15 protein-coding genes are annotated in these 14,603 nt (G+C 35.3%); 3 read left to right on the top strand and 12 right to left on the bottom strand.

Translation table 11 applies throughout. From position 1 onward, the window contains the following. Positions 1-117: 117 nt before the first annotated feature. From BFA01S_RS10030 to BFA01S_RS10010, 5 genes are all read right to left on the bottom strand, one after another. A complete protein-coding gene (locus BFA01S_RS10030) occupies positions 118-1,854 on the bottom strand; it encodes a methyl-accepting chemotaxis protein (protein ID WP_066229310.1) in 1,737 nt (578 codons plus the stop codon). Positions 1,855-2,141: 287 nt separating this feature from the next. Next, complete coding sequence (locus BFA01S_RS10025; RefSeq protein WP_066229307.1) at positions 2,142-3,152, bottom strand: ABC transporter substrate-binding protein; 1,011 nt, start codon at positions 3,150-3,152, stop codon at positions 2,142-2,144. A gap of 31 nt (positions 3,153-3,183) precedes the next feature. Further along, positions 3,184-4,014, bottom strand: a complete 831-nt coding sequence (locus tag BFA01S_RS10020; RefSeq protein WP_066229304.1) for an ABC transporter permease — start codon at positions 4,012-4,014, stop codon at positions 3,184-3,186. Then, on the bottom strand, positions 4,004-4,843 hold the full coding sequence (locus BFA01S_RS10015) for an ABC transporter ATP-binding protein (RefSeq protein WP_082799944.1): 840 nt from the start codon (positions 4,841-4,843) through the stop codon (positions 4,004-4,006). Before BFA01S_RS10015 ends, BFA01S_RS10020 begins: the two co-directional genes overlap by 11 nt. Positions 4,844-4,962: 119 nt before the next feature. Continuing rightward, on the bottom strand, positions 4,963-5,295 hold the full coding sequence (locus BFA01S_RS10010) for a 4Fe-4S dicluster domain-containing protein (RefSeq protein WP_066229301.1): 333 nt from the start codon (positions 5,293-5,295) through the stop codon (positions 4,963-4,965). Between the two features lie 328 nt (positions 5,296-5,623). Between BFA01S_RS10010 and nfsA the strand changes: the two genes are divergently transcribed. Genes nfsA through BFA01S_RS09995 form a run of 3 tightly spaced genes read left to right on the top strand, consistent with a single transcriptional unit; the run spans position 5,624 to position 9,251 of the window. Next, positions 5,624-6,361, top strand: coding sequence for an oxygen-insensitive NADPH nitroreductase (nfsA, locus tag BFA01S_RS10005; RefSeq protein ID WP_066229298.1), 738 nt, complete (start codon positions 5,624-5,626; stop codon positions 6,359-6,361). Positions 6,362-6,391: 30 nt separating this feature from the next. Beyond that, positions 6,392-7,984 carry an FAD-dependent oxidoreductase gene (locus BFA01S_RS10000; RefSeq protein WP_066229295.1) on the top strand — a complete coding sequence of 531 codons (1,593 nt, stop codon included), beginning with the start codon at positions 6,392-6,394 and terminating at the stop codon, positions 7,982-7,984. 19 nt (positions 7,985-8,003) lie between these two features. Beyond that, the gene (locus BFA01S_RS09995) at positions 8,004-9,251 is read left to right on the top strand and encodes an MFS transporter (RefSeq protein ID WP_412758877.1); all 1,248 of its coding nucleotides are present in this window, start codon (positions 8,004-8,006) and stop codon (positions 9,249-9,251) included. 61 nt (positions 9,252-9,312) lie between these two features. Here the strand turns inward: BFA01S_RS09995 and BFA01S_RS09990 are convergent, their stop codons facing one another. From BFA01S_RS09990 to BFA01S_RS21890, 7 genes are all read right to left on the bottom strand, one after another. Beyond that, a complete protein-coding gene (locus BFA01S_RS09990) occupies positions 9,313-9,639 on the bottom strand; it encodes a CHY zinc finger protein (RefSeq protein ID WP_066229293.1) in 327 nt (108 codons plus the stop codon). 71 nt (positions 9,640-9,710) lie between these two features. Then, a complete protein-coding gene (locus tag BFA01S_RS09985) occupies positions 9,711-10,667 on the bottom strand; it encodes an ABC transporter permease (protein WP_066229290.1) in 957 nt (318 codons plus the stop codon). 13 nt (positions 10,668-10,680) lie between these two features. Continuing rightward, complete coding sequence (locus BFA01S_RS09980) at positions 10,681-11,580, bottom strand: ABC transporter ATP-binding protein (RefSeq protein ID WP_066229287.1); 900 nt, start codon at positions 11,578-11,580, stop codon at positions 10,681-10,683. Between the two features lie 50 nt (positions 11,581-11,630). Continuing rightward, positions 11,631-12,365, bottom strand: coding sequence for a CPBP family intramembrane glutamic endopeptidase (locus BFA01S_RS09975; RefSeq protein ID WP_066229285.1), 735 nt, complete (start codon positions 12,363-12,365; stop codon positions 11,631-11,633). Positions 12,366-12,402: 37 nt separating this feature from the next. Continuing rightward, positions 12,403-13,194 (bottom strand): alpha/beta fold hydrolase, encoded by a 792-nt coding sequence (locus tag BFA01S_RS09970; RefSeq protein ID WP_066229282.1) that lies wholly within the window; start codon positions 13,192-13,194, stop codon positions 12,403-12,405. Between the two features lie 84 nt (positions 13,195-13,278). Continuing rightward, positions 13,279-14,193 carry a class I SAM-dependent methyltransferase gene (locus BFA01S_RS09965; RefSeq protein ID WP_066229279.1) on the bottom strand — a complete coding sequence of 305 codons (915 nt, stop codon included), beginning with the start codon at positions 14,191-14,193 and terminating at the stop codon, positions 13,279-13,281. A gap of 221 nt (positions 14,194-14,414) precedes the next feature. Continuing rightward, positions 14,415-14,576: a Fur-regulated basic protein FbpA gene (locus tag BFA01S_RS21890; RefSeq protein WP_082799941.1), complete on the bottom strand. Its 162-nt coding sequence runs from the start codon at positions 14,574-14,576 to the stop codon at positions 14,415-14,417. Between the last annotated feature and the right edge of the window lie 27 nt (positions 14,577-14,603).

Genomic DNA, 14,603 nt, shown 5'->3' with positions numbered 1-14,603 from the left:
TTACTTATTAAGTAATTCTTACAAAAATCTTACGCCTATACATCTCAGAAATAATTTCCAATAAAAAAGAATCTGAAATAGCATTTTTTGCTTTCTCAGATTCTTTAAATAAACTTATTATATTTTAAATGTTTTAATAGATTCCTGGAGTTCTTCTGCCATTTTTGCTAGTAAATCAGATACAGAAGCAATCTCTTCCATAGAAGCATTTTGTTCTTCTGCTACTGCTGCAATATTCTGTGTGAAAAGAGCTGAATCTTCTGCGACTTTTGCTGTTTCATTTATTGTAGTCACCATCGATTCTGTTCCTTGTGACATATCATGTACAGCTGTTGAAACTTCTTCAATTTGCCCCGTTACTTTTTGAACAGCTTCAACAATCCCTTCGAATGAGTCCCCTGCATCATTTACTAATTGAATTCCTTCATCTACAGAAATTCTTCCTTCATTCATTGCTGTTACAGACTGGTTTATATTTTGTTGAATATCTTGAATAAGACTCCCTATCTGATTAGCTGCATCTCGCGACTGCTCTGCTAATTTACGGACTTCATCAGCTACAACAGCAAATCCCTTCCCATGTTCACCTGCTCTTGCTGCCTCAATCGCGGCATTTAATGCAAGTAAATTCGTTTGTTCAGCAACAGCTGTTATCATGGATACAATTTTGTCAATTTCCTTTGATTTATCACCTAATGTGTTCATCATATTCGCAGTTGAAGCCGTTTTATTCTGAATCATATTCATATGTGCAATTGTTTTTGTAATAACTTCATTTCCATTTTCGGCCATTTCTGAAGTTTGGTAAGATGTCTTACTTGCACATTCAGCATTTTTTACAATATAAGCAATATTACTCGAAATTGCTGAAACAACTTCATTTGCCTCAGCTGTCTTAGCTACTTGTGTATCTGCACCAGCTGCTATTTCTTGTATTGAATCAGCTACCTGCTCAACGGATTTACTTGTCTCTTCACTGCTCGCTGATAATTGCTCTGATGTCGCAGCTACTTGCATAGAAGTATTAGAAACCTGTTTAATCATTTCTCTTAAATTGTCGGTCATCTGATTAAAATATGCCGCCAATTCTCCGATCTCATCTCTATTGTTAATTCTTATTTTCTCCCCTCTCAAATCACCATCAGCTACTTTAGCAACTTCCCTTGTTACTAATTTAATCGGATTTGAAAGATGATTAGAAAATAAGAAAATAATAATGATTCCAACAGCTAAAGATATTCCTAAAACAATGAATAATACTGTTAATAAATGTACAGCTTTACTATTAAAATCCATCATATATGAACTAGACGCAATCACCCATCCCCAATGAGGATCCTGCTCTGTATAAGTAATCTTAGGTTCAATACGATCCGGATCTTTCGGAAGGGCAAAATCAAAATGAACAAAGCCCCCGCCACTTTTAGCAGTCTGTACAATTTCCCTCGTAGAGAAAGTACCATCAGGTGTCTGAGAATCATTTAAGTTCTCCCCTTCTCTGGCTGGATGAGCAATTGCCATTCCATCTTCATTCAGTACGAAGAAATATCCATATTCGCCCATATCAACCTTCGTATCTATAGATCTTTTTCCATCCTCTTGCAGTTTGCCTAATAATTTTTCTTTTACCTGTTCCTGAGCTTCCTCTAAAGAGAGATTTCCCTTCTCTACCTCTTTATTTAATAAATCAATCATTTGCGTTGCCATTATGACATTGTTTTTTAACCCTGTTGCTCCTAATTCGTCTAAACTGTTTTTCGCGGAATTATAACTGACCATTCCAATAATTAGAATTGGAAGCGCTAACAAAATTAAACATATAGTGATTAATTTCATTCTAATATTTAGTTTCATGACGAATCCCCCCTTTGTTTATATATCGGAGAAATTAACATTTCTTTTATAAAAAAGGAGTTTATTTCAATATATTGTTTCAATGTAACATTTATATAGGTCTATATAAATTTAGCTAGACGACATTAAAGAAAGCACTTAATCTGTAATTCACTCCATTAAAAAGACTGTTTCATCAGTTTATTTCTCTACCAATAAGAACAGCCTTTTTAATGTAACACAAATTATTTTATCTTTTTAAACAGGAAATCATCTACACAATAACTACATTAAAATAAATTTTAAAATTAATTTGGCAGAAATCTGTCATCATACCATTTCGATACATCCGATGGATCAAATTCTCTATCTATTTCTTCTAAATCTTTAAGTATATTAAAAGCATTTTTAGCTGCTTCAGTATCAATAGACAAATCTGTACTCCATCCCGGTATTGATTTATCATAAAAATTTCTAACAAGACTCTCGTCCAATTCAAGATGTTTCACAGCATATTTAATTAATTCTTCCTTATTATCCTGAGCATACTTGATTGCTTCTTGTTGCGCCTTCAATACTGACCGAACAGCTTCCGGTTTATTTTTTATAAAATCATTTGTTGCAAAAACATAGCGATGCTGATATTTTCCATATACATCCGCGGCTTTTACAAGTTCATGTGCAACTCCCTCAAGCTCCAGTTTTGTAACAAGCGGCTCCGATGTTATAACTGCATCAGCCTGTCCCGCTTTTAAAATAGCTTCCTCATTCACATCCCCAGCAGCCTGTATAATCACTTCATCTTTCTTAATATTATTAGCCTCTAAAATTTTGAGAAGTGCCTGATGGGGTCCACTTCCAACACCTCCCGTTGCTATAACTTTTCCTTTTAAATCCTTTACATCTTTAATATCTTTTGTTGCAACTAATACAAATGTAATTTCTCTGTCTAAGGGAGATGCTACAAGTTTATATGGTATTTGCTTAGAAATACCTGTTAAAGTCGGAGTCCCAAAACTCCCCATATCAGCTTGTCCACTTGCAACAGCGGCAAGTGCTTCAGGTCCGCCATTATCAAAGTTAATTGCCTCTAAATCAATTCCATGTTTTTCAAAAACCCCATTCTCAGCAGCAAACGGAATATAGATATTAAGAACAGCTTTAGATAACTGAGCATACCTTACTTTAACTAATTCCTTTGATTTCACCTCTGTATTCCCCACAGAAGCCTGCTCTTTTTGACTTACATTCTCCTTGCCGCAACCTGCTATTAAGAAGATAAATAAAAGAACTAGTGGAAAGATAATTTTCTTTGTCATTTTGTTGGCCCCCATAAAATCATGTAGTATCTCAATCTAAACCTCTCCATGAATCAAACTTTCTATTTAGGACATTTAGAGAGCGATCTAATATTATTGCTAATAAAGTAATAATAATGACGTATACAAAAACTTTATCCATTTGAAAATTCATACCGGCATACCTTATCATATAACCAATTCCTTCCTGTGCTCCAAATACTTCAGCGCCTACAACTCCTATTAATGCTCTGCTCGATGCAATTTGCAGGCCTGTCATAATAAAGGGAATGGACACAGGAAGAGCAATCGTTCTAAATATTTGATTTTGACTTGCCCCATATGATTTAGCGACTTTTACTAAATCATTATCTATGCTCCGCATTGCCATTTGAATATTTAAAATAATTGGGAACACTGCTCCAAGAAATATAAGAAATACTTTCGAGCCCATTCCCATTCCCAACCAAACAATAAATAATGGCATTAACGCTAAATCAGGTGTTGCATATACAGCAGCGACAAGCGGTCCAAATGCTTGATTAGCTTTTTTAAACCAGCCCATTATTAGACCAACAGGTATTCCTACAACAATCGCTAAGAAAAAACCTACAAGGAAAATTTTACTGCTCGCGATAATATGCTGCCATATACTCCCGTCTTGTATAATAACTATACTTTCCTTCAAAATCAGACTCGGAGAACTAGAAAAAATCGGATTTATAAGTTCTAGGCTGGAGGCAAGCTCCCATACAACTAATAATAGAAAAATGACACCTACGCCGAGAAAAGAACCTTCTCTCACCTTAAATATTTTTTTAAAAGATGGAATCTTTACCTTAGCCGGCTTTAACTTTATCGCGACAGCCTCTTTATATTTCATACTCCACATCCCCTTTCTTTTGGGAGGAATTATGAATATAGTTCCAAATTTTTTGAGCTAAAGCATCAAATAATGGATTATTTTTAACATCTAATGTTCTCGGCCTTTCCAGATTTATTCGAATATCAGCTACTATGTTCGCAGGTCGTGCCGACAATACAATTACCCGGTCAGATAATAATATCGCCTCATCAATTTGATGGGTTACCATCAATACAGTTTTTTTTGTTTTTTCCCATAATACAAGCAGTTCATTTTGCATTTCTTCTCTTGTAATAGCATCCAGAGCTGCAAATGGCTCATCAAGTAAAAGTATTTCCGGTTCCACTACTAAAGCTCTCGCTAGGTTAACTCTTTGCTGCATTCCCCCTGATAGAGTAGAAGGATAATATTTTTCAAAACCTTTTAGTTTTGTCATCTCTACATATTTTTCCGCCCGTTTTAATGCTTCTTTTTTCGGTACGCCATTCAATTCGAGTCCATAAATAATATTATTTATCGTTGTTTTCCATGGCAGTAATGAGGACTTTTGAAAAACTACCGCTCTATCTTGTCCAGGGCCTTTAACTTTCCGATTATTTATCTTAATCGCTCCGGATGTAATTTCCACTAATCCTGCAACCGCATTTAAAAATGACGACTTCCCGCACCCGCTTAACCCTACAATAGTTACAAATTCTCCACGGTTAATATGAAGGGATACATCCTTTACCGCCTCTGTATAGTTTCCGGTTTTATTATTCTTATAAGAGATTATGAGATTTTCGACCATTAATAATTTTTCTGCTGTTGAATCATCCTTTTCCAGCACGATTTCCTGATAACTCATTTCTCGTTCCTCCTTATAATGTAAAAAGCCTGAATATTCCTTTACTTCTCAAAAGGAACACTCAGGCTTCTAGTTAACTAGTCAGTCAAAGTTTAATTTTTACTTAATATTATACTTTCTTAACCTCTAAGAGCTTTTAACATAAAATAAGTCGTATCCGTTACAGCTGCGGGTTTTCTGCCCTTTCCCCACCCCACGGCCTTTCTGTAGTTCCCGAGTAAACCAGCTTCTTCTACTTCTTTTTCAACAATGAATACACTCTCTTCTGCCTCAGGGGCTACATAAAGAGCATCTGCCGGACAATAAACCTCACACATAAAACAAGTCTGACAATCTTGCTGTCTTGCAATTACAGGTATTCCTCCATCTGCTTTATCAAATACATTTGTAGGACAAACTTTCACACACAAATTACAATTAACACATTTCGTAGTGCTAATTAGTTCTATCATAATATCTAACACTCCCCTCCATTTTAGTGACCTCAACAGTCTCCATACGAATGGTGGACGAGTGAACGCATATAATCCACATCAAATTAATTGGTTTTAAATTTACCAAAATATTTTTGAAATGTCAAATCATTCTAAAAAATTTCTATTTATAGTTATAATTGACAAAGCTAATTTAATATTAAATAATATATTACAAATAAGTTTACTTGGTTTTAATGTAGTTATAGATGCAAATCTACTAGACAACTAGAGGTTTCCAAAAGCTCCTATTACAGGACGACTTGGAAACCTCTTTTTAATTTATATTGAAGGAGAGGAATAAAAAATGAGTTATACAATAAAAAAACTGCTGGATCATCGCTCAATTAGAAAGTTTAAATCAGATCCTGTCAGCGAGGAGCAATTAAGAGAAATTTTAAATGCAGCACAAGCAGCATCTACATCAAATAACATGCAGGCATACAGCATTATAACTGTTCGTGACTATAAATTAAAAGAGCAGCTAGCCGAGTTATCTGGAAACCAGCAGTCAATTAAAAATTGCCCTTTATTTCTTGTATGGTGCGCGGATTTGTACAGAACCAATGTTGCTTTAAGCGAGAAATATCCTCATATTCAAGCAGCTGGTTCAGTCGAACATTTAATTTCATCAACTGTTGATACTTCATTAGCAGCACAAAATGCTGTAATTGCAGCAGAGTCACTTGGTCTTGGTATTGTCTATATTGGCGGAATACGCAATGATATTGATCAAGTAGCCAAATTACTTAATCTCCCCAAGCTCGTATATCCAGTATTCGGATTATGTATAGGTGTTCCAAATGAAGAACCGGTCCTAAGACCAAGACTTTCGCACCAAATAGTTGTCCATGAAAACTATTATAATTCTCATAATTATAAAGAATTTATTCAAAAATATGATTCTGTAAATAAAGAATACACAAAGAGAAGATCAAACGGAAAAGAAAGTGGAAGCTGGACTAGCAAGTTAGCAGAAAAATTAAGCCGACCTCGACGTGAAAATCTTAAAGACGGTCTAGCTAATCGAGGATTCTATTTATAACTAAATTATTAAAAAGAAAAGAGGGATTTAATGAGTCTTTTATATGAAGAGATGAACAATTTAGAAACAGATGTCCTCATTTTAGGAGGGGGTCCTGCTGGCACATGGGCTGCCATTACGGCAGCTGCTCTGGGAGTGAAAGTTATTTTAGCGGATAAAGGGTATTGTGGAACAAGCGGTGCGACAGCCGCCGCAGGCACCAATGTTTGGTATGTTGAACCTGATCCGGACAAGAGAGAAGCCGCAATAGAAAAACGTGAGAAGTTGGGTGGATTCCTGACAGAACGTTTTTGGATGAATAAAGCATTAGATCAAACATATATAAATATGCATAATCTAGCAGCTTGGGGGTATCCCTTCACGACTGACCATGAAGGTAAGCCATACAGGGGTGGACTCCAAGGACCAGATTATATGAAATTAATGAGGAAGCTAGTTCACAAAGCTGGAGTAAAGATTCTAGATCACTCCCCTGCTCTTGAATTATTATCTGATTCAGAAGGCGTTTGCGGAGCAATCGGAATAAATAAGAAGACTGAACTTCCATGGAGAATAAAAGCAAAAGCTATTATTATAGCTACCGGTGGTTGTGCATTTCTTAGCAAAACACTAGGTTGTAACGTTCTTACAGGAGATGGCTATTTAATGGCTGCTGAAGCCGGTGCTGAGTTATCCGGAATGGAATTCTCAAATGCCTATGCCTTTTCTCCCATATTCTCTTCTATGACAAAAACGGCATTTTATGCTTGGGCTTCCTTTTATCGGGCAGACGGAACACGTATTGAGGATTTCGGTGGACAAACCGATCGCTCCATTGTAGCAAAAACTTTAATGAACGAACGTGTCTATGCCCGTATCGATCAAGTAACAGAAGAAATGAAACAGTGGATGTATAAAGCCCAACCAAACTTTTTTACACCGTTTATAAGAAAAGGGATCGATCCATTTACACAGAAATTTGAAATAACACTCCGTTATGAAGGTACAGTTCGGGGAACCGGAGGAATTAGAATAGTGGACGAAACTTGCGCAACTTCTGTTCCCGGTTTATACGTAGCCGGTGATGCAGCAACACGTGAATTAATATGCGGTAGCTTTACAGGTGGAGGCAGTCACAATGCGACATGGGCAATGTCTTCAGGTACATGGGCAGGAGAAGCAGCCGCAAAATTTTCTCAACATTCTAAACTTCATAAAGAAACTGAAGTCAATAGACTTGCATCTACCCCTATTTCTCTAAATTTCGCAAAGAAAGAAAATACATCAATAGGTGAACTAATCACAGCTATCCAAAAAGAAGTTCTGCCATTAAACTTAAACTGGTTTCGAAGAGAGGATAAGCTAAAAAAGTCATTAACCAATCTCGGAAAAATTTGGTCAGAGATTAAAAATAAAGATGATTATCCATTGTCACAAATAGTCCGTGCCCGAGAGATCGCTGCTATGACTGCTACTGCACGATGGATGTACCATTCGGCATTAGAACGAAAAGAAACAAGAGGGATGCATCGGAGAGAAGATGCTCCATATACAAATCCAGATCAACAATATAGAATATTATCAGGCGGGCTTGACAACATTTGGGTAAAGCCGGATTTCACCCCCTTCCCGCTTTCACTTTAAACAAAAGAAAAGAGGTAACATTTTGCAGACCGCAACGAATAATTCGCCGAAACCGTTGAAGGCATCGCTTGAAACTGGAGGTCAGGCAACACAATATAAAATTCTTTTTTTAATTAGTTTAGTACACTTATTTAATGATACGATCCAGGCAATCGTACCTGCTATTTTACCAATATTAAAAAGTAAGATGACTTTATCTTATTTGCAGGCTGGGGCTATATTTTTCACTTTAAATATGACTTCTTCTCTTCTCCAGCCTGTTATTGGCTTTTATTCGGATCGTCGCCCTGTTCCATATATGCTGCCTGTTAGTATGATTTGCACTTTTATTGGAATACTTGGACTCGCATTATCACCGAATTTCTATTTCACTTTACTTTCTGTTCTATTCATGGGCTTAGGCTCGGCTATTTTCCATCCTGAATCCTCACGAGTAGCGTTTTTGGCTGCTGGAAAACGAAGAGGATTCGCCCAGTCATTATTCCAGGTCGGTGGTAATCTTGGTCAATCTTTTGCGACCATTATGACAATACTAATCTTCGTTCCACTTGGTCAAATAGGTGCTTTATGGTTTACGATTATTATAGGGATTGCTATTTTCATACAGTTTCATATTGCAGGCTGGTATAAAGATTATTTATCACAACGCAGCAAGATGATTAAAAAATCGATTTCGCAACAAATCAATCCTAAAAAGCAAAAGGTAATTCGATGTGCTTTAATACTTATTGTCTTTTTACTATTCGTCCGCACGTGGTATCATTCAGCAATATCTATCTACTATCCTTTTGAGTTAATGGATAAATTCGGATTAAGTCTTAATCAAGTACAAATGTATATTTTTACTTTTGCTGTATCTGGTGCAATAGGAACATTTTTTGGCGGACCGCTTTCAGATAAATACGGTAGGAAAACAATTCTTTTTCTATCAATGGCAGGGTCCATTCCCTTTTCTTTAGTTCTTCCGTTTTCTGATCCTTTTTGGGCATATATTATCCTTTTATTTAATGGATTTATTTTAATGTCCGGATGGTCAGTTACTGTCGTGTATGCCCAAGAACTAGTGCCGGGAAAAATCGGTACTGTAGCCGGCCTTACAACAGGTTTATCTTTTGGCTTAGGGGCAGTAGGAGCAGTTGCTTTAGGCGGGTTAATTGACCTATACTCTCTTTCTGCCATATTAAAAATAGTAAGCTTTTTGCCTTTTATCGGTTTAGTGACATTTTTCTTACCTTCAGATCGAAAAGTAAAAGAATGGTATAGCTAATCTTTAAAAGAAGCATGAGTGAGCTTTCTCTCATTCATGCTTCCTTTATGAACAAATATATTCAAGAACCTATTTCACATTGAAAATAAAGATAATAATGTTTACTGCATCCTTCATTAAACTGAGAACCGCAGTGTATACAGTTATTTATATGAAAATATTCACTAATCTTATATTCTTTTTTACAAACACCACATATAATTGCAAATTCATCAAACTCTTCTTTCCCCCAGACAGAGATAAGATGATCTTCACACTCTTCATGACATTTATAACAAGGATAGTATTTTTGACAGCATTTAAATTTTATTGCAATTATATCTTTTTCCGAATGATAATGCTTGCAGCGGGTTTCATTATCTACTAAACTTCCATATATTTTTTTCATACTAAACTCCTTTTCAATAGCAAACGGACAAGCCTCTCTCTGAAAGCACTTGCCCGTTCTTTTCTTAATAGTTATGCTGCTACATCTCTTTTATTAAATAGCCAAAATGCAAGAAAATGAAAAACAGCCAAATAAATTATAAGTACTGTAATGGAAAATTCAAGGGTCATTCCTTCGACAGGTGGAACACCATCGAAGTATACATTGAGATTAGTATTAGCAAATAAGAAATACTTTATCCAGGCAAATTTCCCTGCTAATAACATCGTCACTGCTCCCCCTGTAAACAATAGAAATAATGATAAACCGATAGCAAGTGAACCATTTCTAAATACAGCTGAAATCATAAAAGCCATCGTTGCAACTAACAATATATCGATGGAGCTTAATAAATATTGACCAATCAAATGAAAAACAATATTCCTTTCCACCACTTCCCCATTTACATAAGCCAGATGGAAAATATGTTCGGCAGGAGTTCCGAAAAAGAAGAATCCCATAATTGCTGACAGCACAAAAATAATAGAGAGAAAGAATATTCCGTATAAAAGGATCGTTATATATTTAGATAATAATATTTTTGAACGGCTGATTGGTCTAATAAGCAGAAGTTTAATCGTCCCCCATGAAAATTCAGAAGCAACCGTTCCTGCTGCAATAATAATGACAAATAGGCCTGCAAATGAAATAATCATTTGTGCTTTATCTACAAATGACCACATATTCATTTCTGTTGACGGAGGAAGATCATGTTCGAGACGATATTCTTTAATAGCGATCTCCCTTTCATAGGCTGTTCTTAAATTTGAATTTACTTCTCCGAATTTCTCTAAATCAGAGCGAGTAATTGCCAATTCCATTTCCATCTCTTGTTTCCACTCTGTATTTGATTTTTCCGTGCTTACACTTACTAAATATTTTTCCAATCCGGCAAATCCCATTACAAATAAAATAATTAAGCTGATCATAACAAGAGTCCCAATCCTGCTGAATACTTTTACCCACTCATTAATAATTAAGCCACCCAATATTTTCCCCTCCTCACCCTGCTGTAATTTCCAAGAAACGGTCTTCCAGTGTTTTAGATATCGGTTTAATACTGTAGACGGCTACATTACATTCAATTAACCTCTTCACGAGTTCTGGAATATGATCCCTCTGACATTGAATTGTAAAACCGGTATCTGTTATATGTGCTTTGTACTCTTCTTGAAGCCATAGTAATGCAGCATCAATTTCTCCAGTTTCAAAAACGTATGTAAGTCGTTCACCTTTTTCTACAAAGGCATTCACTTCTTGAACATCAATAAGCTCACCTTTTTGGATAATTCCAATCCGGTCACACATCATTTCCATTTCTGATAGCAAATGGCTTGAAACGATGACACTCATTCCTTTTTCTCTCGTAAGCATTCTTAAATGATCTCTTATTTCTCTAATTCCTGCTGGGTCTAATCCGTTTGTTGGTTCATCTAAAATTAATAATTTAGGATCATGCAGCAAACATTGTGTCAGTCCCAGCCTTTGTCTCATCCCTAAGGAATATGTACTCACTTTATCATGAATCCGATCTGTTAACCCGACAAGGTCAATAATCTCCTCTATTTTTTCTCTTGTTATCCCTTTATGCATGCGTGCATACTGAAGCAGATTTTGATATCCTGAGAGAAACTTATACATTTCTGGATTCTCAACAATTGCACCAACATGCTGAATTGCCTCACTGAATTCTTTGTTCACACTTTTTCCGCAGATGATAACATCTCCATCAGTAATACTCATTAACCCGACAATCATACGAATTGTCGTCGTCTTCCCTGCCCCATTTGGTCCTAAAAATCCGAAGATCTCTCCTTCCTGAACAGAAAAACTAATCCCTTTAATGATCTCTTTTCCATTTATTGTTTTCTTTACATTTTCTAATGTAAGTAGAGAGTTCATTTTTTAACCTCCGTCATAATGACATATAATAGCAATGGACAATAAGCTGTCTATGCAGTAAATATCTGTATAAATACAACGATTGAGTTCCAAACCGCGTGCAGAATAATCGGTGGAAGAAGAGAACCAGTTCTTTTATAAAGTAATGCAAAATTAAGTCCCATTAAAGAAGCTGTTACTGGAAAACCAGTGTGCAGCACCCCGAAAGTAACAGAGGAAACAATTAATCCAATCCAAAAATGATATCTGTTTGCTAAGAAACCATATAAAATTCCGCGATAAAGAAATTCCTCTTTAATAGGTGTCACAATTCCGACTGCTAATACAAATAAAGCCTGCTTTAATAAGCTCTCATTTACCGAAGCAAAGCCCAAATCCTCCTGCTGTTGAATATTGTTTTCAAAGCTTAATATATCAATTAATACATATTGAATGATCCACGTTAGCAAAAGCCCGGCTAAAATGTACAAATAAGTTCTTCCTGATTTTAAAACAGATAGATCACAAGATTTTCTAATAAATATACGCAGCGGCTTATAAATGAGAAGAGCGATGAGAACTGTTAATCCGTCTATTAAAAGCAGTATACTCCCATCCGTCAGTATCTTATCTACTAAATCCCCGCCTTCTCCTACTTGGAGAATAATTAACGGAACAGCCACTGTAATTCCCAGTACAATACTAATGGCCAAATAAATTAAAACAGATAAAATTAAATGTTTCCAATTAAACTGTTCTTTTGCCTTCAGCTGTTCTGCAGGTTCTACTAATATATTATTATCCACTTCATACACCTCTCTTTTTTAACATAATAAAAGTTTATTAATATCCTTTCTCTTTCTCATTTAATATATAGTCAATACACCATTCTGGATGTTCAATAAAAATTTGATGTGTTCCAGCATCTATAGTGTGGAGTTTCCAATTTTCATATTTCTCTGCTATTTGCTTTATATGTGAAAAGGGAGCTGAGTAATCTTTTTTACCATGTAAACAGATGATAGGAATATCCTTGGAGACTGTGCTTGCAACTTTAACTATATTTGACCGGTACACAACTTCCCATAAGCTCGAGGTAAATGACTTCGATGTATGCATTAACATATCATCAACCATAGCAGGGCTCCATAAATGGGAAATTCGTTCTCTGTTCTGAAGAAATGGAGATAGATTTTTCACTATTATTCTAGAAAATATACAAGTTGCTGCCGCAAAGGGCCGAAAAGTTAATATTATTTGTAGTCGCTTCAAAAAATAATTTAAAGCTGCTTTCTCAGACTTAAACACCGGCATGCCTATTAAAACTACTTTTTTCACAAGATGAGGGTAATTATTTGCAAAATTTAACGCAAGTAAACTTCCCATAGAATGGCCTACAATGGTAAAAGGACCTTCCGACATTACAGTATGATGTAATGAACGTATATGGTTATCGATTGTATACTTAATATTTGGTTTAGGGGATCTTCCAAAACCTAAAGGATCAACTAGAATAAACTTTCCTTTTGTTGTATATGGCTGTAAATACGGCTTCCAATAGTTGACGGTTCCTGTAATTCCAGGGATAAATAAATACTTATCGCCAATTCCATATTTTTCAGTATATAGTTCCAATTCCAGACTCCCTTTCTGACAAGCACCCTACTATAATCACACTACTTATCATTATAAGAGCAATAATGGAAATATGGAAATTTGTTATTTATTCACAACTAAATGTGCAAAATGAAAATGATCAAAAGCATGCAGTTCATCTTCCTGACCATTAAAGTATTGATCTTCAATATTTTCGGGAGAAAGGTTTTCATATAGTAGCATTTGCTGATGCTGTACTTCAATATCCAGATAAAGCGGATCAAAACCAGTAATCATTGGTTCACCGGTTTTTGCAGTAATCTGTCTCATTTGTGTAAGCTTCTTTGCTGCTAATAGAGGATGGAATGCCAGTTCATCAAGATAATCAAATACGAAGGAACTGCCAGCTGGAGCTATATTTGAAATAAAAGAGAGGATTTTTAAAAAATCAGCTTTACTCAAGTACATGGAAACACCTAATAAACTAAAAAAACTTAACTTTTGTTCATCAAATCCTTGTTCCTTTAATTTAACCTGCAAAGATTCTTTCATGAAATCAGCTGGAACAAATCTTAAATTATCAGGCTTTTCTATATGCATCTCTTTCATACGTTGAATTTTAAACTTTTGTGTTTCAGGATGATCTACCTCATATATGACAAAATCTTCAGGTAAATCCTCTTGTCTTAAAGCAAAAGTATCGAAACCAGCACCTAAAATGACATATTGCTTCACTCCTCGTTCAATCGCTGACAACAGATGATCTTCTGCATAACGTGATCTGCTTACAAGCTGTGGAACACATTGCGTGTTCATAACCCAATTCAGCTTTTCATCATCATTAAAAGCTTCACCCTTCTCTTGATCAAAAAATAAAGCAGCATTGCTCCAATTACTTGCAATCATTTTCTTCTCTTCTTCTTTTAATAATCGATTAGCAACATAGTCATTGAAAATCGGTTTTGCGCTATGTACCGTATGATAGCCTCGAGCAAAGCAACTGACTAAAGCTGTTAAACTGACCTTATTATTTTCCATTTATCTCCCACCTTAATATATAATAAAAAAAACTCTCTAGCCGAGTATGCTAGAAAGTTTATATTAAGGCACAAACATTAACATGTCAATAAAAATATAATTATAACACAAATAAAAAATAAAGTCAATGATTTTTTTATTTAAACCTACTAATTTCATATATTTTTATTAAACAAACGTTTATTTTACCTTTTTATAGTTAACTTTATCGTAATAAATAATTAATATTTATCGCAAAGTTTTTCATACTCATACTCTAACTCACTTAACGTCAACTCATATAGCTGGCGATTATCTGACGATTTATAAGATTTCAATTCCAACAACTGTTCAATAATCAATTCCTTTCGACTCAGGATATTGTTTTTAAAAACCTTTCTCATTTATATCTCCCTCTTTTTAATTAATAA

Origin of the sequence: Metabacillus fastidiosus NBRC 101226 (genome assembly GCF_001591625.1) — a bacterium.
Taxonomy (GTDB): Bacteria; Bacillota; Bacilli; order Bacillales; family Bacillaceae; genus Metabacillus; species Metabacillus fastidiosus.
The sequence above is the reverse complement of the archived record's forward strand: the minus strand, read 5'-3'. Positions and strand labels throughout refer to the sequence as shown.